Origin of the sequence: Blautia sp. AM29-29 (assembly GCF_003480555.1) — a bacterium.
Classification (GTDB): domain Bacteria; phylum Bacillota; class Clostridia; order Lachnospirales; family Lachnospiraceae; genus Fusicatenibacter; species Fusicatenibacter saccharivorans.
Genome location: NZ_QUJD01000013.1, coordinates 80533 through 101202 on the forward strand (window position 1 = coordinate 80533; position 20670 = coordinate 101202).

21 protein-coding genes and 3 pseudogenes are annotated in these 20670 nt (G+C 39.5%); 19 read left to right on the plus strand and 5 right to left on the minus strand.

All coding sequences use genetic code 11. From position 1 onward, the window contains the following. The 10 genes and pseudogenes from DW769_RS10740 to DW769_RS10785 all read left to right on the plus strand — a co-directional run bounded on the left by DW769_RS10740 (position 1) and on the right by DW769_RS10785 (position 6917). Positions 1-297, plus strand: coding sequence for a hypothetical protein (locus tag DW769_RS10740; RefSeq protein ID WP_005334864.1), 297 nt, complete (start codon positions 1-3; stop codon positions 295-297). A gap of 7 nt (positions 298-304) precedes the next feature. Then, positions 305-709 (plus strand): hypothetical protein, encoded by a 405-nt coding sequence (locus tag DW769_RS10745; protein WP_005334861.1) that lies wholly within the window; start codon positions 305-307, stop codon positions 707-709. A 67-nt stretch (positions 710-776) separates the two neighbouring features. Further along, the gene (locus tag DW769_RS10750) at positions 777-1379 is read left to right on the plus strand and encodes a Type 1 glutamine amidotransferase-like domain-containing protein (protein WP_118520830.1); all 603 of its coding nucleotides are present in this window, start codon (positions 777-779) and stop codon (positions 1377-1379) included. A 54-nt stretch (positions 1380-1433) separates the two neighbouring features. Then, entirely contained in the window at positions 1434-1952 is a 519-nt protein-coding gene (locus tag DW769_RS10755; RefSeq protein ID WP_118750371.1) for a ClbS/DfsB family four-helix bundle protein, read from the plus strand. Between the two features lie 150 nt (positions 1953-2102). Then, positions 2103-2210, plus strand: a pseudogene (locus DW769_RS10760) (TnpV protein); the annotation flags it as partial. A gap of 176 nt (positions 2211-2386) precedes the next feature. Next, positions 2387-3061 (plus strand): response regulator transcription factor, encoded by a 675-nt coding sequence (locus DW769_RS10765; protein ID WP_005334858.1) that lies wholly within the window; start codon positions 2387-2389, stop codon positions 3059-3061. Beyond that, positions 3049-4230, plus strand: a complete 1182-nt coding sequence (locus DW769_RS10770; RefSeq protein WP_005334857.1) for a HAMP domain-containing sensor histidine kinase — start codon at positions 3049-3051, stop codon at positions 4228-4230. Before DW769_RS10765 ends, DW769_RS10770 begins: the two co-directional genes overlap by 13 nt. A gap of 82 nt (positions 4231-4312) precedes the next feature. Further along, complete coding sequence (locus tag DW769_RS10775; protein ID WP_040015615.1) at positions 4313-5377, plus strand: ABC transporter permease; 1065 nt, start codon at positions 4313-4315, stop codon at positions 5375-5377. Next, complete coding sequence (locus DW769_RS10780) at positions 5378-6037, plus strand: hypothetical protein (protein ID WP_005334852.1); 660 nt, start codon at positions 5378-5380, stop codon at positions 6035-6037. Positions 6038-6041: 4 nt separating this feature from the next. Then, positions 6042-6917, plus strand: coding sequence for an ABC transporter ATP-binding protein (locus DW769_RS10785; protein ID WP_005334851.1), 876 nt, complete (start codon positions 6042-6044; stop codon positions 6915-6917). A 73-nt stretch (positions 6918-6990) separates the two neighbouring features. Here the strand turns inward: DW769_RS10785 and DW769_RS17440 are convergent. Both DW769_RS17440 and DW769_RS17315 read right to left on the minus strand, forming a co-directional pair. Next, positions 6991-7047, minus strand: a pseudogene (locus DW769_RS17440) (hypothetical protein); the annotation flags it as partial. Further along, positions 7044-7337, minus strand: a complete 294-nt coding sequence (locus DW769_RS17315) for a penicillin-binding transpeptidase domain-containing protein (RefSeq protein ID WP_442857762.1) — start codon at positions 7335-7337, stop codon at positions 7044-7046. The pseudogene DW769_RS17440 and the gene DW769_RS17315, both read right to left, overlap by 4 nt. Positions 7338-7382: 45 nt before the next feature. Here DW769_RS17315 and DW769_RS10795 point away from each other — a divergent pair, with 45 nt between their 5' ends. After that, complete coding sequence (locus tag DW769_RS10795) at positions 7383-7592, plus strand: DUF6219 family protein (protein WP_005334849.1); 210 nt, start codon at positions 7383-7385, stop codon at positions 7590-7592. A 102-nt stretch (positions 7593-7694) separates the two neighbouring features. On the opposite strand, the gene DW769_RS10800 is transcribed toward DW769_RS10795, so the two are convergent. The 3 genes from DW769_RS10800 to DW769_RS10810 form a co-directional block, all read right to left on the minus strand. Further along, a complete protein-coding gene (locus DW769_RS10800; RefSeq protein WP_118001312.1) occupies positions 7695-8348 on the minus strand; it encodes a CpXC domain-containing protein in 654 nt (217 codons plus the stop codon). Positions 8349-8413: 65 nt separating this feature from the next. Then, positions 8414-8854, minus strand: a complete 441-nt coding sequence (locus DW769_RS10805) for an ImmA/IrrE family metallo-endopeptidase (RefSeq protein WP_005423556.1) — start codon at positions 8852-8854, stop codon at positions 8414-8416. Positions 8855-9021: 167 nt separating this feature from the next. Next, complete coding sequence (locus DW769_RS10810) at positions 9022-9480, minus strand: helix-turn-helix domain-containing protein (protein WP_005334845.1); 459 nt, start codon at positions 9478-9480, stop codon at positions 9022-9024. 247 nt (positions 9481-9727) lie between these two features. Here DW769_RS10810 and DW769_RS10815 point away from each other — a divergent pair, with 247 nt between their 5' ends. The 8 genes and pseudogenes from DW769_RS10815 to DW769_RS10850 all read left to right on the plus strand — a co-directional run. Beyond that, a complete protein-coding gene (locus DW769_RS10815; RefSeq protein ID WP_330425680.1) occupies positions 9728-11017 on the plus strand; it encodes a Y-family DNA polymerase in 1290 nt (429 codons plus the stop codon). Between the two features lie 14 nt (positions 11018-11031). Next, on the plus strand, positions 11032-11448 hold the full coding sequence (locus DW769_RS10820; protein WP_226820972.1) for a hypothetical protein: 417 nt from the start codon (positions 11032-11034) through the stop codon (positions 11446-11448). 1080 nt (positions 11449-12528) lie between these two features. Continuing rightward, a complete protein-coding gene (locus DW769_RS10830; RefSeq protein WP_117739575.1) occupies positions 12529-13188 on the plus strand; it encodes a sigma-70 family RNA polymerase sigma factor in 660 nt (219 codons plus the stop codon). A 473-nt stretch (positions 13189-13661) separates the two neighbouring features. After that, positions 13662-18923, plus strand: a complete 5262-nt coding sequence (locus DW769_RS10835) for a SpaA isopeptide-forming pilin-related protein (protein WP_118520834.1) — start codon at positions 13662-13664, stop codon at positions 18921-18923. 68 nt (positions 18924-18991) lie between these two features. Continuing rightward, on the plus strand, positions 18992-19135 hold the full coding sequence (locus tag DW769_RS16610; protein WP_164492145.1) for a hypothetical protein: 144 nt from the start codon (positions 18992-18994) through the stop codon (positions 19133-19135). Continuing rightward, positions 19125-19403, plus strand: coding sequence for a hypothetical protein (locus tag DW769_RS10840; RefSeq protein WP_118031495.1), 279 nt, complete (start codon positions 19125-19127; stop codon positions 19401-19403). Before DW769_RS16610 ends, DW769_RS10840 begins: the two co-directional genes overlap by 11 nt. Beyond that, positions 19404-19967 carry a PcfB family protein gene (locus DW769_RS10845; RefSeq protein WP_118031494.1) on the plus strand — a complete coding sequence of 188 codons (564 nt, stop codon included), beginning with the start codon at positions 19404-19406 and terminating at the stop codon, positions 19965-19967. Continuing rightward, positions 19964-20632, plus strand: a pseudogene (locus tag DW769_RS10850) (type IV secretory system conjugative DNA transfer family protein); the annotation flags it as partial. The gene DW769_RS10845 and the pseudogene DW769_RS10850, both read left to right, overlap by 4 nt. Positions 20633-20670 lie beyond the last annotated feature (38 nt).

Sequence of the window (20670 nt, forward strand, 5' to 3'; positions counted from 1 at the left end):
ATGTTTATTTTAAAACTTGCTGGGAAAATATTATTACTGCCGGTATGGCTGATCCTTTTTGTGATCGGACTGGCAGTAAAGATGACAGTACAGACTTATGCGGTTGTCAGAGGGATCCTTGGGTTTATATTCACTTTGTTGATTATAGCGACTGCATACTGTTACCATGACTGGGTACAGGTTGCATTTCTGTTTTCGCTGAGTGTAATTCTGTATCTGATCCTTTTTGCAGGAGTGTTCGTAGATACTGTACTGGACATGACAAGAGAACGCATTATTGATTTTATTATATCGTGAGGAGGATATGAAAATGAGCGAAAACAATGATTATATTCAGTTACCACCACTTAAAAAAGACACACCGTCCGATGTGGTAGCATTTATGTGGGAGTACATAAAAGTACCGGAGGATTCAAGAGAAAAAGTTAAGAATCTGCTTAAAGATGCAAATGAAAATGGCGTAAAATTAAGTCATCAGGCACCAACACTGTATGATGTTGTCCCAAAAGAAGAAATTACTGAATTTGAAGAGCTTATGCGCAAAACCATAGCTGACATTGTATCAGAAGCCAGTAGCATTGCCTGTTGGGTGTATGTGCAGAAATATGTGAAACAGAAAACTCTTGACGAAATGCTACAAGAATTGCCAGGAGCAGGCCAGTTTATCATTGTCATGGATACCTGGTTCGAAAGACTGATGGCGGAATAATGGATGCTATGATAGAATAAAGAAAACGATTTGAAGTGCAAATCGGAATTTATAAAGGAGAATATTGATGAAACTATTTTTATGTTCGCATTTTTCAAGTGTAGGAAGTCTGATAAAGGAAGAAATTGAAAATAAGAAAGTCGCATTTATTCCAACAGCTTCGCTGCGTGAAGGCTACACCGGTTATGTCGGCTCGGCTCGAAAATTATTCAAAAAGTTGGGAGCAATCGTAACTGAAATTGATATTTCAACGGAGGCTTATTCAACGATACAGTCTGTTTTTGAAGATGCAGATGTGATATATTTTACCGGCGGAAATTCTTTTTTTCTTATGGACCGGCTCCGTAAAACGGGAACTGATGGGCTGCTGAAAAAGGAATTGGCAAATGGAAAATTGATGATCGGCGAGTCGGCAGGTGCAATTATATGCGCTCCAAGCATCCAATATATCCAGCAAATGGATAAAAAGCCGGAGGACTACTCACAAGAAGATGATGCAGGGCTTGATTTGATTGATTTCTATGTTCTTCCGCATTATCTTACATCACCATTTAAGAAAGTTACCAAGAAAATAATGACTGAGTTTTCGGATTTGAATCTATGCCCAATTAACAACCGTCAGGGAATTGTAATTGATGGTGAAGGTTCAAGGGTTATTTGCAAAGACTAATTTGAAAAATCCTTTTTTTGAAACTGGCAAATCGGAAGCTGAGGAGATAGACTATTGAGAACATATGAGAATAAAGACGAGCTTAAAAACGAGATAAATAAAAGCTTTGCAAAGTATATTTCAGAATTTAATGATATTCCGGAGCATTTAAAAGATAAGAGAATTGATGAGGTCGATCGAACTCCGGCAGAAAATCTTGCTTATCAGGTTGGCTGGACAACTCTTGTTATTAAATGGGAATCAGACGAAAGAAAGGGTATTCCTGTCAATACTCCTTCGGATAATTTTAAGTGGAATCAGCTTGGCGAATTATATCAATGGTTTACAGATACATATGCTCAGCTGTCACTGCAAGAATTGAAAGACAGATTGAATGAGAATATCAACTCTATTTATGCAATGATTGATTCTCTGAGTGATGAAGAATTATTTAAACCACATACGAGAAAATGGGCTGACGAAGCAACTAAAACAGCTGTCTGGGAAGTATACAAATTCATACATGTTAATACAGTTGCTCCGTTCGGAACCTTTAGAACCAAGATTAGAAAATGGAAAAAGATTGCACTATAACTTCAAGTTTACAGAACTGAATCAAAAGAGCTCGAAGGAGCTCTTTTTCCTTTTTTATAATAGTATCTGGGACTGTTGTTCCGTTGATAAGATTTTCAAGTTGTTGTGCGACTTCGGCTTGTTTGTTTGGATACAGACGACTATAAGTATTTAAGGTTTGAAAGAATTGTAGAGCAGATGAAACAGGCACAGGGGATCACGGAACAGTTAAAGGCAGAAAATCAGATGGAATGGGTAGCGAGAATGAACAATATGTAATCGTGTGCAAGGGAGATTGTGGATACAGAGATGGTTTATCAATAATGGAAATAAAATGAAGGAGAAAAGGCGGCAGTTTAGAAAGGCTGTTGCCTTTTAGGAATTGTTGTTTATTTGTTGTTTTTTATAAGATATACTATAAAGAAAAGATAGCATTATAGCCAGAGGTGGAATTTATGAACTATAAAATTTTAATGGTTGATGATGATAGAGAATTGCTAAAAATGTTGAATCAATACTTTACATTGAAGAATTATACAGTGATTATTGCAGAAAATGGCATAGAAGCAATGGAAAAGATAAGTGTAAATCCCGATATTATTTTATTGGATGTAAATATGCCGGGAATGGACGGAATTGAAGTGTGCAGAAGAATCAGAGATATGGTTTCCTGTCCGATTATTTTTTTGACTGCAAAAGTAGAAGAACAGGATCGAGTAATGGGATTGTTGTCTGGTGGCGATGATTATGTTTTAAAACCATTCAGTTTGAAAGAATTAGATGCCAGAATTATTGCCCATTTGAAACGTGAGGAACGTTTACATAGAAAAACAGAACAACGGTTTTATGGGGAATTAGTAATTGACTATGCCAGTAAATGCGTACATATTAAAGGAAATGCTTTAGGGCTTACTAAATTAGAATATGAGATTATAGAACTTTTATCCATGAACCCTGAAATGGTGTTTGATAAGGAACGTATTTATGAAAAGATTAGTGGATACGATGCAGAAGGAGATAGCCGAGTGGTGACAGAGTTAATTCGTAGAATTCGTAAAAAAATCAATCAATATACGGAGCATGAATATATTGAAACGATATGGGGGATGGGATATAAATGGACAAAATAAGAAATCTTTCGTTGAGAAAAACTATAGTTTTGTATATGATTGTTAGTTTGATAGTTAGTTTTTATCTTTCAGCATTGATTATGCGAATGGCAGCCACTATACAAGATGACATTTGGTGGAAATATGTAGATCAAGAAAAGTATTTTGAAATGGCAGAAGGTGAAGGTAGAAAGTATTTGACAGATGTTCCGAGACCGAATTCTTATGAAATGAAAAAATTTGATTATCATGTATCAGAGATATGCGATTTCCTTCAGACGTTTACAGTACTTATCGTGTCTGTGGTAGGCAATATCATAGCAGTGTTTCTTTTTTATAAGCATAAATTGAAAAATCCCATTGAAGAATTAGAACTGGCATCACAACAAGTTGGTCGAAATAATTTGGATTTTCATATTACCTATGAAAATAAAGATGAAATGGGAAGATTGTGCAGAGAATTTGAACGGATGAAGGAGCAGCTTGCAGAAAATAACCATCAATTATGGAAAATGATTGAGGAAGAAAAGGCTTTGCGAACAGCGATTGCACATGATATACGTTCTCCACTATCTGTGCTGGAGGGGTATCAGGAAATGCTTTCAGAATATCTCCCTAAGAAAGAGATAAATATGGAGCAAGCCCTAGATATGGTAAATGAAAGCAAAAAACAGATTGAACGTATGGATATATTTGTGGAAACAATGCGAAAGATGAGCAGTTTAGATGCAAGGGAGTTGGTGGCAGAAAAAATTACAAGTAAGCAGTTAGAAACAGACATACGTGCAGAGATGAATGTGTTTGAGAAAAAATTTGGAAAGCAATACGATTTAGAATGTTCGGAAACAGCAGAAAAATTTTCGGGAGATAAGGAAGTGATTTTAGAGGTTATAGAAAATCTTTTGTCAAATGCCTTTCGTTATGCCAAAACAAAAGTGGAAATGGAAGTTCTCCTTACTTATTCTGAATTACAAATCAGAGTAAAGGATGATGGAGTGGGATTTACAGTAGACAAACAAAAGGCAACAGAGCTTTTTTATCAGCAAAATGTGAAAGATAGTTTGAAACATTCAGGAATGGGTATGTATATCAGCAGATTGTATTGTGAAAAGCATGGCGGACAGTTACTTATAGAAAACGAAAAACAGAGTGGAGCTGTAATAACAGCAGTATTTCATCGGATTGCATAAGCAGTCCGATTTTTTTATACTGTTGTCTTTTTGTTGTGATTTATATTTTATGATGTCTATAACAAGGAAAGGAGACAAACGTATGATTGCTATTTTTAAAAGAGAGATTAAGAATTATCTAAAGCGACCGTTATTTTGGGTAGGTATTCTGCTTGTGATTTATGGTGTGTTTAATACGACAAGTCCATATTTAATGACACACTATTTAGGGCAAGGAGAGAAAATTGTCAATGATTATCCTGATACAGTTCGCTTAGGAGATGTTTATGAAGGATATATTCCTGCGAATCCTGAAAAACATCGAGAAATATGGAGTGGACAGATAAAACAAGCACTAATTGATGAATTAGAAATGTCTGATTTAGAGGCACAATCCGTAATGAGCGAACTTGTTGATATGGAGTTAGAAGAAGCATTCGTATATCTGGAGGAAAAATATGATTGGTATAGTGCAAGATATATGTACGAAGATAGTGCCTATTACAAAGGAACATCAGAAGAAATCAACGCATATCTGAACGAAAAAATGAAAAATAAGACGTTTTCTTTTTATTACTCAAGAAAATTTGCTGATTTTGCAGGGTTGTTTATGTGTTTTTTTGCAACAATTATGTTAGCGGTTCTGTTTTTACAGGATACGAAAAAGCATACTTATGAATTGCTTCACACGAAACCGATCACTGCCGGAAAGTATGTATTGGGAAAAGTAAGCGCAGGATTTGCAATTTGTTTGATTGCTCTGACTATTATAAATCTATTATTTTGGGCATTGTGTGTTATTTATACAAAAGACAGTGGGTTTGAAGTGCGGTTCTGGGATTTTATAGTTTCTACTGTACTTTATATACTTCCCAATATGCTGATGATTGTAAGTGTATATACATTGATTTCACTCCTATTTAAAAATCCACTTCCGGGAGTGCCGCTTCTGATTCTTTACATGGTATATTCCAATATGGGCGGAAGAAATGCGGAAGGAGTTTATGGATATTGGGGAAGACCTTTTGCGATTATGGTTCGATTCCCTGATCAGCTTTTCGATACGACACCGCCACCAATGGCATTTTTAAATCAGAGTCTACTTATTTTAGCATCTGTAGTGATTATTCTGATTTCAATACAGATTTGGAAGAGGAGGCGGATGTAAATGAAGAAGGAAATGAAGATTGTTCTGCCGTTTTATAAGATTGCTTATGCAGTATCTTTTGTTGTGATTTTAAGCTTGATACGTGGGGTTGTATTCACAAATGAAATAGGACTTTCCATTGAGGCACCTTTTGCTATATTGACTGCTGTTTTTTGTGCGGACACTTATGTGCAGGAAATTACAAGCAAGAGATCAGAAATCCATAGGCTGTATCCAATAAGAAAGAGAATTTGCTCCATCATGCAGCGAATAATGATACAGGAAGTTTTTTTATTACTGCTTGCTGTTTTAGGTTACGGATTGTTTTTTGTGTTTCAAAAACCGGTCACACATCCGGCAACAGAAAGTGAAATACTTCAGTTTATTGCCTATTTTTTAGCGATTGTAGTAACCATTTTCTTTTGGGGAATATTGGTCAATACATTGTCTATGCTTTTTCGCAATATGTGGATGGGGATTGGAAGCTGTCTTCTGATATGGGTAGCAACAAATTCCACGGGAGGAGATAAACTTTTTGGGGCATGGAATCTGTTTTCCTATGCTTTCAGAGATATAGAAAATACTGCTGATGTTACATGGCTGCAAGGGAAAGCTTTGTGTATTGGTATTGGATTGATTTTATTGGTAGTATTGCCGAAAATAGTTAGAAAGAGAGGGTAAGTTTATGAGTATTCATATTGAGGATTTAACAGTAAGATTTAAAAATGGTGTGACAGCAATCAATCATGCGAATTTAAATATACCGAATGGAATTTTTGGATTATTGGGAGAAAATGGAGCAGGAAAGACAACTTTGATGAGGGTTTTAACTACTGTACTTAAACCTACAAGTGGAACGGTCACATTGGACAGGATTTTATATAGTGAAGGAAACTATGAAAAAATCCAGAGAAAAATAGGGTATCTGCCACAGGAAATTGATCTTTACCCGAATTTGACAGTTCAGGAGTGTTTAGAGTATATGGGGGATTTGGCAGGTGTTCCAAAAGCGGAGTGCAAGAAACGAATAGAATATTATTTGAAAAAGACCAGTCTTGCAGAACACCGGAAAAAGAAAATGAAACAGTTGTCAGGCGGGATGAAACGACGGGTAGGATTAGTGCAGGCGCTTTTAAATGAACCGGAATTTTTGATTGTGGATGAGCCGACTACCGGTTTAGATCCAGAGGAACGTATTCGCATCCGCAATTTGTTAGTAGATTTTTCTGAAAACAGAACGGTTTTGTTTTCAACTCATGTGGTGGAAGATTTGGCTGCTACCTGTAACCAACTTGCAATTATGCACAAAGGTAGTTTCTTATATGCGGGTTCTATGAAGAATTTGACAGAAGAAGCACAGGGGAAAATCTGGATTTGCAAAGTACCTGATGAGAGAAAAGCAAGAGAAGTGGAACAGAAGTATCGTATTACATCAAAACAGTATGTTGAGGGGGGATTGCAGTTAAGAGTGATTTCTGAAATACAGCCAGAATTGGAGTGTATGTCAATTCCTGCAACGTTGGAAGATGCTTATATTTATGTGACGAATCAATACGAGTAGATAAAGCACCATCTGATGCTTTACTACCAGTTGCACGTTGTTCGCTTTGAATATTTGTGGAGAAAAAGTATGTATTATTTTGGCTTTCTATAAAACCTATAAACCAGCCATTTATATCCTGCCCGTTCACTCGTCCGGTTCCGGTTTTTCCATAAATTCTCCATTTTCAGAGGCGGTAAGATGGATGGAATTTTTGACGGCATGAATATTAGCAGGAGTAAAGTTGAAGTTGTTTCGATATAAATTTTTCAAAAGTTCAACTTGTTCTACTGGTGAAATCTTTAAGGATGACTGCATCCAGTAGGAAGAGAAATCTCCGGATATATTTTCATTGCCATATCCTATTTGCTGAAAGTATGAATTTATAGTGGAAGCTCCGAGCTGCTTGTCGATTGATTCAAAATACCAGTTTGTATATATATTTTAAAAGGTATATGATTAAGAAAAACGGCAGGAGGTATCTGAATGAAAGCACATAAATATTGGTCTATCAGTGCACTGATTACAATGCTTGGAACTTTTTATACAGGTTATAAGGGATCAAAAGAAGGCCATAAGTACTTTGCAGCAAGTACTTTGCTTTGCATGATTATGGCTATTTATACAGGACACAAGATGATTTCTGGTAAAAGTAGGAAGAAAAAAGAAGTTTCAGTAGAGAGTGTTGAAGATTAAAAAACAAAATATTTTAATAAATAACGCCGGTGCGGGATTTTTGATATCCAGTACTGGCGTTATTTATTCTACAGGGGCTTGGGGGTGTAGCCACCAAATATACTATTCGTTTTCTGCTTCAGCAAGTTTGTTAAGAATCCACTCCCGATTGATAACAATATCCTCATCATCTCGGAGATCTTTGAAATCAGTGCAGTGTGAAGAAGCAAATTCATACATATCGTCAATGTCAACTGCACCAGTGGTCTCACCCTTATTAATGATTACAAGAATATTTGTTCCGTCATCGTCGACAGCAAAGCGCAGTTCATCAAATTCTTCATCAGGATTATTTTTGAGAAGAGAATCTGTCGCAAGTAATTTAACAAGTTCCATTATCCTGTCATCTTTACCTGCATCAAAAATCTGTATCTTTTCAACGAGCTGATTTGGTGACGTTACGATTCGGGATAAATATTTTTCAGTACGAAAATCAAACAAAGCATTTTCACCATAAAACATTTCATATGTCTTTTCTACTTCTGATTCAGAAACCAGATAAATCATGATAAGATCTTCCATCTGGTGATAGAGTGTAGGATAGTTTAAACGAAAGGTCTCTCCACAGCTCGGGCAAGTATAAAGGAAAATAGATTTATTAAGTACCTTCTCTTTCATTTCAGGATCCAGTGCAGTATTAATACTGTCCCAGAGCTCAAAATCCCCCTCATGATGGCAGGAAGGACAAGTTACTTTTTCAATATGATGTCTTGACATAAATGTTCCTCCTTTCAGTGAGATAAATCTATAGTTTTCTTATTGTAGAATGCGCTTATCCTTTATTATTTTGCCAGGAAATTACTCTGAATCTCCATCGGCATATGATAAGCCTGGCCTCGTTTTGTCAGGCTGTATAGTTTAAAGCTCATGAGTTCCGGAGTTGCATTCAGAGAACTGCAGAGTCCGAAGTAATCCAGGTCTTCGTTCTGAACCATATCTTCGATCTCCTCATCATCAATCAGAAGATCGGCAGCAAACAGATTGGCCTGGTATTCTGTATTATCCGTCATATTGTAGAGTGTATCATCTTGCATCGGAGCCATTTTCAGCTGGGAACGATGCAGGATGATATGCCCTAATTCATGGGCGGCAACGATCATCTTTTCTTCTTCTGAAAGGAAACTGCTGATCATGACATAGATCGTCTTGCAGCTCATAAAACAATATCCTTTCAGTGTCTTATATCTGGAAGTTTCCCCGACAACAATGTTCATCTGATCCATGATCTCAAAGGGATCCCTGGTGCCATATTTCTTGATTAATTTCTTTGTTTCTGTATATATGTAAGTGTTTCTCAAATAAATCACCTCAAAAGTAAAAAATAAAAAGGGCAGAAATATCCTTGTAACTATAAGGTAACAGATTAGGTGTACAATAATCCCGCCTTCTATTATTTTTCCTCTTGGTTTTTCAGATATTTTTTCGGTGTAAATTTCTTTGCACGTCTTTTGGAATCCAGATAAAGGCTCTGGATCTCATCCATAAAAGCTATTTTATCTTCGTCTGTCAGTGATCCACCAGCAAACATAGCTGCAGCCTGTTCCAGGATCTGCTGAGCCTGTTTGGCACCACGGTTACCAAACTGTTCGGATGCTTCTGTGATAAAAGCTTCATCCTCACTCATGAGATAAGAAACGTCACACTGTAATGCATCTGCCAGTTTCTGATACAGAACATTTTGTTTTGGAAAACGTCCTTCTACTTCCCAGGATCGAATGGTCCTATATGAAACACCAACCATACTGGCCAGTTCCTGCTGACTCATCTTTTTTTCTTTTCTTAATGATCTTACTTTTTCACCGAATGTCATAAACATACCTCTTTCTAAGCCTTGTCTTATAAGTTTCATTAGCCGCCTCAAGGCAAAACGGGAAATGTGTCTCCTGAAAATTAAAAATTAATCTTGACAAAGGGAAATATCTCTCCTATAATGTGAATCACAGATAAGGGAAACATCTTTCCTATAAGATACACAATATTTCCTCTTTTGTCAATGGATATGTGAAATGAATTTCCTGTAATTCAATGAAAACAGGAAGGATAGACAATCATTGATAGTCAAAATGGGATACATGTTACAAAAAGAGGAAAGACGTATGGGAGGTGGCAATGTGAGTCAGGATCAGACTTCTATTATCTGTATTGATCTGAAGTCCTTTTATGCTTCTGTAGAATGCGTAGAACGTGGGCTGAATCCATTTAAAACAAACCTGGTGGTTGCAGATCCGACCAGATCAAAGTCAACAATCTGCCTGGCAATCACTCCGGCTATGAAGTCTCTTGGCATCAAGAACCGGTGCCGAATCCATGAGATACCGGATTGTGTGAAGTACATTACAGCCATGCCGAGGATGCAGTTGTACATGGATTATTCCGCAAAAATCTATGGAATCTATCTACGGTATGTCTCAAAAGAAGATATCCATGTGTACAGTGTTGATGAGTGTTTTATTGATGTGACAAACTATCTGCAGCTTTATCATCTCACTGCAAAAGAAATGGCGATAAAGCTTATGCAGGCAGTCATGGAGGAAACTGGCATCACTGCAACTGCAGGTGTGGGAACCAATCTGTATCTTGCTAAGATCGCAATGGATATCGTAGCAAAGCATGTGGATGACCATATTGGAATCCTGGATGAATTCTCTTACAGAGAGCAGCTATGGGATCATAAACCATTAAGTGACTTCTGGAGGATTGGATCCCGGACTGAAAAGAAACTGGCTGGTTACGGGATCCATACGATGGGCGATATCGCAATGGCTTCTTTAAGATCCGAAGACTGGCTGTATAAGATGTTTGGGATTGATGCAGAGCTGTTGATCGATCATGCATGGGGATATGAAACGTGCCGGATGAGTGACATCAAGAACTATCATTCGGAGGAACACAGCCTTTCAAATGGTCAGGTGCTGATGCGAAATTATTCTTTTGACGAAGCACTTGTGATCGTAAGGGAAATGACAGACAATCTGGTCCTGGATCTGTTTGAAAAAGGACTGGTAACAAACTCTCTCACCTTATGGATCGCCTATGACCACAGGTATGAGCATGAGGCATCCAAAGGAACCGTAAAACTCGAAAGAGAAAGTAACAGTTCCAAAAAGATCATAGATGCAGTGGAAGATTTATATCGCAGGATTGCAGACAAATATACCGGAATCCGAAGAATCGAGGTGTGTGCGAACAGGGTTGCTCCTGAAAATTATGTGCAGTACAGCCTGTTTGATGATCCCAAACAGACCGATAAGGAACGGCATTTACAGGAAGCAGTATTGAATGTAAAGCAGCGTTATGGAAAGAATGCGATCATGCGTGGATCCAATCTGCTGGAGTGTTCTACTTATAGAGAACGCAACGAGCAAATAGGTGGTCACCGTGCTTAGAGGAGGTGCAAAAAGTGCTGGCAAGTGCATATCAACCGTATTTATATTTACCAAGACCGGTTTCCAGGAGACATCCCATGGATGTAGGACGCAGGGCAAAACAGTTTGCTCCATTTGCGGCACTTCGTGGATTGGATGAAACAATCCGGCAACAGGAAATCATTTATGAACCGAAAAGAGATTTATCTGAGGAAAAGAAAAATGAGCTGGATATGAAATTAAGAATCCTGGCATATGGAATGAAGATACAGGCAACTTATTTTCAAAAGTCATGGAAGAATCCATTAATTGGTCAGTACCATACATTATCTGGAACCGTAGAATTTTTTGATCCATCAGTCCACTTACGGATTGATGATACCGAGATCCAGATCCAGGACATCTGTGATCTGACTGGTGATGTATTTGAAACTATTGAAATATCATGTTAATGAATCACAGCGGAATTTTTTATACCGGAAAGAGTGAGTGGTAGCTGGTGAAAGGATAAAAAAGGATGCACAGATCGACAAAGCAGATCTGATCAGAATAGAAATCGTGCTGTTCGTGTAGCTTTGGCACTTACGGAATGGATGGCATGATGCTCATAAGGCGGATTTGATTTCCCTTTGGTCCGTTGAGTAATAAATGGAGAATATCTTATTGCTTAAAGGAGGAAGCCTATATGGGATCAGGTGCTATTAAATGGCATGTACACTGCTCTGTATGTGGAGCATTTATTGAAAAGAGCGCACAAAGCGATTCAGAAGTGGAGTGCAAAAAATGTCGCAGTACATTGGAGATATTTGTAAAGGATGATATGGTGTCGGTTCGTCCGATCCACATCAGAGATGAACAATTAAAGTCCAGGATGCGGACGTATTCCCGAAAGATGATGAATCAGGGATCATAACAGAATAGAATGAGCTGTCTGTAGTAAGCGTTGGATTTGGCAGGAACCATCAAGAACGCACCAGACAGCAAGAGTTTGTCAAGGAGCTGAACCTGACTGGAATCACTAAGAGCCCGGCAAAACATTTACGGATACACTGCAAGATCAGAAGTATTTTCTGGTTTTGGAGATTGTTGAAGTATTTGTTTTGTCGGGCTTTTTTGACGTATTTCGAAAAATTTTTAAATTTTTTGTCGTACCCCACTGTAAAACAGGCTCTCAGCATTTCGTTATATAGAGGTTGAATTCTTTTTTGCAAAAATAATTGTAAATAGAGATTTTGATAATATGACACAAAGGAGGAAGCAAAGATGACTGAAATCGAATACCAGGAATTTGTAAGGCGTTGTCCTTACGATGCTATGGGCGATTATTCCATGTTTCGCAAACAGCAAACAGAGAATAAATCAGAAGATGCACATAGCAACTGAATAAGCCAGGCAATCTGGCAAACTTAATCTAAACGCAGATACATGCGTTACAAAGGAGTCGCGGACTCCCGTTCAAAAAAAACGGGTGAGTTCGTGACCTCTTGTACTGCAGTTCTTTATGTCTGTGCAGGAATTTTATAAAAGATGGAATGGACCACCCGGAGCCGAAAGGCAGAAAGGTGGTCTTTATGTTGACATTAAAAGAACTGAAAAAAATCGTGAAAGTTGCTGATGTGGAGAAGAGAATCCCAAGCGTGAAATCCTTGAAGGAACACAAAGTTGTAGTAAAGGAAATGATCAATGCAGATACAACAATCTCTGTTTATGATCACGGATATGTACTTTATACAGCAGGAAATCAATCAACCGTATTTCCACTTCATAGTTGTGATGACTATGAATATGTGAGTGTAACTGGCGATAACAAGGAATTCAATAAAGAGTTCTTTGATAATGAAAACTGGTATATCCGTCTGCTGATAGAGGCTGAAGACCGTATGGCATACAGCCAGAGCAAAATCAGCACCAATCATGGTGTATTTTCTAACAGCGATGTTACAGATGATGCGGAGATTATGAGAGGATCTTCAAAAGATTTTGTTGACGATGTTATCGACAGAGAAATTCTGAATGCTTTGATCAAAGAGTTAACAGAGAGACAAAAGACGGTACTCAATCTGGTTTATTTCGAGGAAATGCGTCAGCAGGATGTTGCAGATTATCTGGGAATCAAACAGCAGAGTGTAAATGACCTCCTGAACAGGGCATTAAAAACGATGAAAAAAAAGGCGGAAAACGAAGAATTTTAAAAAAATTTCAAAAAAATTGAATTAGACCACTGTAAAACAGGCTCTGAGCGTTTCGTTATATGAAGGGTTTGCATAGAACACCTTCATGTACCTTGAAAAATGAATAGCCTGCCCGGAGTGATATTTGGTTTGAACATGCATAGAGCGAAAAGCTGCGTGTCTGCCAGAAGAAAACGTATCAGAGATGGAAACTGATATAGGAACGGATCCGGGAAAGAAAACAGGAAAACGCTTAAATCTTAAATCAAAATAAAATGTCTGAATCTAAAAAGAGGATGACAGTAGAAATCATGTGGCGGTATTTGTGACAAACAAGTACCGCCATATATTTGTGCTGTTATCTCAGCTTGTGCTGACTGTCCCAAATAGCGCAAATTTCAGGAAAGGAGGCGATCATCTTCGTATAAAAGATAATATGCAGAAACTAACAGATAACCATACACAAAAGAATCAGAAAGGAAGGATTTAAGAGAATGAACGTGAAAAAGAAAGCACGCAGGGTGATGTCCGGTTTACTGACTGCAGTAACGGTTCTATCGACGGTACTCTCTCCCGCTGTTGCCTATGCTTCTGATGATGCTGGATCTGTAAAAAAGATTCCGTATTATGAGGAGATCAAGGATCAGTTGGATGAAGATGAAGTGGTAACTGCAAAGGATTATGAGATCAAGGTTGGAGACAATTTCGATGTAAAGAGTGATTATACCGGTCTTACGATCCAGGATGACAGCAAAGTAAAAGTTACATTTCAGGAAGCAAAAGATACGGACGGGAATGATTTTTCTACCGATTATGCCAATTCCTATAAGGCAGTCTATTATGTAGAACCACAGACAACGGATCACCCAACCTACCAGATCAATCGAAAGATCGTGGTAAAAGAAGCGGATCAGCAGAAAGATTCGCAGTCAGAAAGTTCTTCTGAGCAGGATGCTGGTTCTTCCGATAAGACAGAAACAGAGGATTCTGAGGCTGACTCGTCTACAGAGGAAACTGGTGCTGCTGAAACGGAGAGCAAAACAGAACTGACAGAAAAAGAATTTGATGCAGAGATCGAAGCAACGGAGAATCAGGAGACCGTTGATCCGGAAACAGGAATCACACTCTCAGAGGTTATGCAGGAAGCTGTTGACCAGGAAGTTGCTCTTGCAGATCTTGAAGCAGGCGAAAGTATTACTTTTGATATGCCAATGATGCTTGCTTCCGGTGAAACAGGAACAAAATCAGTCACAGTTACAGCCGGCTCCTGGTACTATTACGCAGACTATGGATTAGGTTCTTACCTGACTTGTCCATATTATGTGAAATGGGGAAGCATCAATGCGACAGCATACTGTGTTGAACCATCGAAAAAAGGACCGGGAAATGGAACTTATACGATCCAGAAACTTGCCGATGGAAAGACACTTGCAAAGGTCTGCTATTACGGAACAAAAGCAAGTGATGAGAATGGTTTCTTCGATGAGAAACATCCGGATTTTCCGGCAGGAAAGAGATTCATCATTACCCATCTTGCAGCAGCTTATGCAAATGGATCCAGTGACTGGGCATCCGGAACTAATGCAACAGGAAAGAACCTGGCAATGGAGCTTTACAATTATTGTGTAAATATGCCGGACATTCCGTCTGTAGATATGAGCTTTTCCGAATCTAATGTAAAGGCCTATGTGGAAGGAAACAGCCAGCGAACAAGTGTGATCACATTCAAAGCGGATAAACTGCAGACGATCACTTTCAAGCTGCCGAAAGGTGTAAAACTTGTAAATGTGACAACCGGAAAAACAAGTGCTGCAGGGGCTAATGTGGAGATTTCCGGTGGTACAAAGTTCTATCTGACAGCACCACTTAATCAGGCAGAAAATGTCAGTGCTACTTTCTCTTCTAAGATGAAAGGAAGTATTGATAAGGAATATTCAGCCTATAAGATCACAACAGGATCTGGAACACAGGACCTGGCTCTTGTTTTCGGTGAAGGTGTCGGAAATGAGAAATATGTGGATTTTAAAGTAACCTGGACAAAAGAATGCAAAGTATCCATTGTAAAGAAAGATCAGGATACAGGAAATGCACTGGCTGGTGCAGTGTACGGGATCTATTCCGATGCTGCATGTACAAAGCTGATCGCAGAGATGCCTGCAACTGATCAGAATGGTGCTTCACAGCTCACAATGGAGAAAACACAGGAAGTTGTTTATCTGAAAGAAATCTCTGTTCCAACAGGGTATCAGATCGATACAAAGTCTTATAATGTGACTCTTGCTATCGGAAAGACAACGACCAAAAATGTAACAGACAAACGTGTAAATGCAAAGATCAACATAGCAAAACAGGATGCTGAGACAGGGAATGCAGCACAGGGTGATGCAACGCTGGAAGGTGCAGTATATGGCCTTTATGCAAGGGAAGATATTGTTCATCCGGATGGAAGAACCGGAACAATCCATAAGAAAGACAGCCTGATTACATCCCTGACAACGGATAAGAATGGCGAAGCTTCTGTATCGGATCTCTATCTTGGAAAGTATTATCTGAAAGAGCTTAGTGCTCCGGTGGGATACGTACTGGATCCGACAGAACATGAGGTGGACTGTACTTACGAAGGTGCTACTGTTCCGATAGTAGAAAGAACTTCTGTATGTAAAGAAACTGTCATCAAACAGCCATTTCAGATCATCAAGGCAGCAAACAACGGAAAGACCGATGCAGATCTTCTGCAGGGAGTTGGTTTTTCAGCATGGCTTGTCAGTGATCTGAAAGTAAAAGCAGATGGAAGTTATGATTTTGACTCAGCCAGACCAGTTGTACTGACTGCAGATGGCCAGGCAGAAATGTTTACCGATGAAAAAGGATATGCAAGATCGATTCCGCTTCCATATGGAGCTTATGTGGTAAGAGAAACCACAAGCAAACACAACTATGCACCGGTTGATGATTTTGTAGTGAAGATCACAGAGAATCATCCGGATACACCGCAGACATGGCGAGTGCTTTTGGATAAGGAATTCAAAGCAAAATTAAAGATCATCAAAAAGGATGCAGAAACACAGAAATCTGTACTCCTGGCCAATACTGAGTTCAAGGTATACGACCTGGATAATCAGAAATATGTGGAACAGACAACATCCTACCCGAAGCCAACGGTACACAAATCCTATTTCACAAATGAGGAAGGATACCTGATACTGCCAAAGAATCTGAAACCTGGTAACTACCGGATTGAGGAAGTGACGGCACCCGATGGGTACACAATATCCAAAAACTATGTGACAGTTGCAGTTGATACAGATACTGCTTATCTGACCGATCCTGTCACAGGAGATACAGTCATTGATGTGGAATATACCAATGCCCCGGTCAAAGGTCAGTTAAAGATCTATAAACAGGGTGAAGTGTTAAAGGGATTTGATAAGGACTTCCAGTATGAAATGGCTGGACTTGCAGGTGCTGAATTTGAAGTCTATGCGGCAGAAGATATTTATACTGCCGATCATCAGGTAGATGCAGATGGACAGAGAACTCTGTATTTTGCAAAGGATGCACTGGTAGCAACCGTCACAACGGATGCAGATGGTTATGCAACCGTAAAGAATCTTCCACTTGGCAGATACTATGTCAAAGAGAAGAATGCACCGGACACTTATGTGTTAAATACTGTGCCGGAAAATGTCGAATTTGCTTATGCGGATCAGGATACTGCAGTGATCGAGAAAGAAATCTCTGTCACAGATGAACGACAGAAAGTGTCGATTACGGTCGAAAAACAGGATGCCGAGACAGGCAATACAGTAGCCGGAGCAGTGTTCGGTATTTACAATGCAAAAGACATTCAGACGAAAGATGGAAAAGTGATCGTTAAAGCAGATACTCTTTTACAGGAAATGACTTCTGATGAAAAAGGTCAGGCAGCATGTACACTGGATCTTCCACTTGGAAGCTATTATGTAAAAGAACTGAAAGCACCAGATGGATTCGTATCTTCGGATGAAGTACTGAGATTTGATGCTTCTTATCAGGGGCAGGATGTACAGACAGTAACATTAAAATCCGTAAAGAAGAACCAGCCGACAACTGTTGAGATCACAAAATCAGATGCAACAACCGGTGTAGAACTGGATGGAGCTTATCTGAAAGTAACGGATAAAGATGGAAATGTAGTAGATAGCTGGACATCTTCCAAAGATGCACCGCATGTGATCAAATATCTGAAAGTGGGTGAGACTTATACCCTCCATGAAGAATTTGCACCACATGGCTATCTGGTAGCCAATGATGTGACATTCACAGTCAAAGATACCGGAGAGGTTCAGAAAGTGGAAATGAAGGACGAGGTACCGGTTGGTGAACTGATCATCAACAAAAAAGGAGAATTCCTGGATTCTGTTACACTGGCCGATAAGGTCAAAGGTGTGGTGGAACACATTTTCAACTATGTAACCGGAAAGCTGACAGATGTTACGTTTGAAGTCTATGCTGAGGAAGACATTAAGGCTGCCGATGGCGTCAGTGACGATTACTATAAAAAGGATGAACTGATTGCAACGATCAAGACAGATGAAACCGGTATTGCAAAACTGGAAAATCTTCCACTTGGGAAATACTACGTGAAGGAAACAGGAACTGCTTACGGTCATGTGCTGGATGGTGAGATCCGTCATGTAGATCTGACTTACGTGGATCAGAATACACCGGTTGTAGTCTATGACAAAGACTGGCAGAACAACCGTCAGAGAGTAGAAGTCAGTGTACTTAAGAAAGAAAAAGATTCTGACCGTACACTGGAAGGTGCTATCTTTGGATTATTTGCCAAAGATGACATTAAGTCTGAGACAACTGGTAAAGTCCTGATCGAAGCCGATGAGATCATTGAGCTGAAATCTACAGATGAAGAAGGAAAGATCACATTTGTTGCAGATCTTCCAATAGGAGCAACTTATTATGTAAAAGAGCTCTATGCACCAGACGGATTCGTAACCAACGATGAAGGAAAAGAATTTACGTTTGAGTATGCAGGTGAGGATCAGCCGACTGTAACCTATGATTTTACCTTTGAGAATCAGCCAACCATTGTAGAATTTACCAAATCCAGTCTGACAACCGGAAAAGAACTTCCAGGATGTAAGCTGAAAGTGGTAGATGCCGATGGAAATATCGTGGATGAATGGACTTCCGGTAAAGAAGCACATGTGATCCGTGAGCTGACTGTCGGAAAAGAATACACACTGGTTGAAACAAAACCTGCTGATGGTTACGTGACAGCTGAAAGCGTGAAGTTCACGATCAAAGATACTGCCGATGTGCAGAAAGTTGAGATGAAGGATGATGTAACGAAGGTGAAAATCTCCAAACAGGATATCGCCGGAAAAGAACTTCCGGGAGCGAAACTCACAATCCTTGATCAGGATGGAAAAGTTGTGGAAAGTTGGACCAGTACAGAGAAAGCACATTACATCGAAATGCTTCCGATCGGAAAATACACTCTCCGTGAAGAAACAGCACCGGATGGCTATCTGGTTGCAAAAGATGTGGAATTCGAAGTAAAGGATACCAGTGTAGTACAGCATGTAACCATGGTGGATGAGGAAAAACCGGCAGAAAAGACACCGGAAGGTGGAAAACCTGTCAGTGATTCACCAAAGACTGGGGATAACACCAATCTGTGGCTGTGGTTTATGCTTCTCGGCATTGGTGCGACTGGTACAGGAGCCCTTGCATTTATGAGAAAAAAGAAACACTAATTAAATAAGAATGAGCGTTCATGGAAACCGAAAGGAATCTGTGGACGCTTTTTTAGATGGGAGAAACCATGAGAAATATCATTATTTTTGTTGCTCTTCTGGGAGCAGCGGCAATATTTACAGTTTTGTATTGTCTCATTGCTGCCGGAAGTCAGGCAGAGAAAAAACTGACAGAAATCATGAGAAAAGAGGAAGAACAGAATGAAGACTAATAAAGATCTGATCATAGAACCAAATGCAGCTATTGAGGGAAGAAAGTACAGGGAAGAAAAGCCATGGTCCTGCAAGTACTGTTACTGGTGGGGAGGCAAAAAGAAAGGCTGTAGCTTGAAACAGTGCCACTATCTGCTTCCGGAAAAGAAAAAAGCAGTAAAAACAACACCATGTGGTGGCTGTCCGTATGGAAAACATGTTCCATGCATCGGATATTGTATTGCCCGTCTTTATTCTGAGATGAAAGGAAAGAAAGGACGTGGGTAATTGCAGGAAGAAGTAAATCAGAAAGTGATCAGCCTGAGCATCCAGGGAGTCAAAATCACTGCCGGTGTGCTAAAAGTAGCCCTTCGGAAGTTCCTGGAAATAGACAACCGCAGGAAACAGAAAGCAAGGCAGGTGAAAATGGCAGAAAAGACCGGACGGGCTCAGGAGAAAGGAAGGGAAAAAACCCGAAAAAAGATTGAAAAGAAAAAGCCACATGGAAAGCAGACCATCAAGCAGCTGAATGCACAGGGAGTACAGCTTTCCAACTTAAAGATTACAGATGAAAATATCAAATCCTTTGACCGTGTGGCAAGAAAATATGGAATTGATTACAGCCTGAAGAAAGAAGTCGGTGCGGATCCACCGAAATATCTGGTCTTCTTTAAGGCCAAAGATGTGGATGTGATGACAGCGGCTTTCCGGGAATATGCCGGAGTAGAACTGAAAAAGAAACAGGTGAAGAAACCATCTGTCAGAAAGAAACTGCAGAAATCTGTAGAAAGAAAAGCAAAGCACCGCCAGCGTGTGAAGCAGAGACAAAAATCCAGAGGTCAGGAACGATGATGCGGGAGAAATTACAGAAGGTCCAGATCAAACGGCTGGTAATCTTAAATCTGCCATATTTCTTTATCTTCTATGTAGCAGATAAAGGATCCTGGCTGTACCGGCATTGTCTGGGAGAAAGCATGGTCCAGAGACTTGGCGTGATGTTAGTCAATTTCCGACTGGCATTTTTAAGCTGGCTGCCAAGTATCGCTTTACAGGATCTTACAGTAGGTGTTCTGGTTGCAGGTGCATTAAAACTGGTGGTCTACTATCGTTCTAAAAATGCAAAGAAGTTCCGGCAGGGTGTGGAGTATGGATCTGCAAGATGGGGAAATAGAAAAGATATCGAACCCTTCATGGATCCGGTTTTTGAAAACAATGTCATCCTCACAGAAACGGAACGTTTGACCATGAACAGCAGACCAAAAGCACCAAAGTATGCCCGAAATAAGAATGTGATCGTCATCGGTGGTTCCGGATCCGGAAAGACAAGATTCTATGTGAAACCCAATCTTATGCAGATGACGGACCACGTGTCCTATGTGGTCACTGATCCCAAGGGTACAATCATCGTTGAATGCGGGAAGATGCTGGTAAATGGAGGATATCGGATCAAGGTATTAAATACGATCAACTTTAAAAAGTCCATGCATTACAATCCGTTCCATTATGCGCGACACGAGGTCGCGTAATTAAACTGTTCGGCGCTGACCGAACCTGT

Bases quoted from the DNA above. Each gene is read 5' to 3' on its own strand.
- DW769_RS10740 (WP_005334864.1), top strand. From the start codon at position 1: ATGTTTATTTTAAAACTTGCTGGGAAAATATTATTACTGCCGGTATGG.
- DW769_RS10745 (WP_005334861.1), top strand. From the start codon at position 305: ATGAAAATGAGCGAAAACAATGATTATATTCAGTTACCACCACTTAAA.
- DW769_RS10750 (WP_118520830.1), top strand. From the start codon at position 777: ATGAAACTATTTTTATGTTCGCATTTTTCAAGTGTAGGAAGTCTGATA.
- DW769_RS10765 (WP_005334858.1), top strand. From the start codon at position 2,387: ATGAACTATAAAATTTTAATGGTTGATGATGATAGAGAATTGCTAAAA.
- DW769_RS10770 (WP_005334857.1), top strand. From the start codon at position 3,049: ATGGACAAAATAAGAAATCTTTCGTTGAGAAAAACTATAGTTTTGTAT.
- DW769_RS10775 (WP_040015615.1), top strand. From the start codon at position 4,313: ATGATTGCTATTTTTAAAAGAGAGATTAAGAATTATCTAAAGCGACCG.
- DW769_RS10780 (WP_005334852.1), top strand. From the start codon at position 5,378: ATGAAGAAGGAAATGAAGATTGTTCTGCCGTTTTATAAGATTGCTTAT.
- DW769_RS10785 (WP_005334851.1), top strand. From the start codon at position 6,042: ATGAGTATTCATATTGAGGATTTAACAGTAAGATTTAAAAATGGTGTG.
- DW769_RS10795 (WP_005334849.1), top strand. From the start codon at position 7,383: ATGAAAGCACATAAATATTGGTCTATCAGTGCACTGATTACAATGCTT.
- DW769_RS10800 (WP_118001312.1), bottom strand. From the start codon at position 8,348: ATGTCAAGACATCATATTGAAAAAGTAACTTGTCCTTCCTGCCATCAT.
- DW769_RS10805 (WP_005423556.1), bottom strand. From the start codon at position 8,854: ATGGATCAGATGAACATTGTTGTCGGGGAAACTTCCAGATATAAGACA.
- DW769_RS10810 (WP_005334845.1), bottom strand. From the start codon at position 9,480: ATGAAACTTATAAGACAAGGCTTAGAAAGAGGTATGTTTATGACATTC.
- DW769_RS10815 (WP_330425680.1), top strand. From the start codon at position 9,728: ATGGGAGGTGGCAATGTGAGTCAGGATCAGACTTCTATTATCTGTATT.
- DW769_RS10830 (WP_117739575.1), top strand. From the start codon at position 12,529: ATGGACCACCCGGAGCCGAAAGGCAGAAAGGTGGTCTTTATGTTGACA.
- DW769_RS10835 (WP_118520834.1), top strand. From the start codon at position 13,662: ATGAACGTGAAAAAGAAAGCACGCAGGGTGATGTCCGGTTTACTGACT.
- DW769_RS16610 (WP_164492145.1), top strand. From the start codon at position 18,992: ATGAGAAATATCATTATTTTTGTTGCTCTTCTGGGAGCAGCGGCAATA.
- DW769_RS10840 (WP_118031495.1), top strand. From the start codon at position 19,125: ATGAAGACTAATAAAGATCTGATCATAGAACCAAATGCAGCTATTGAG.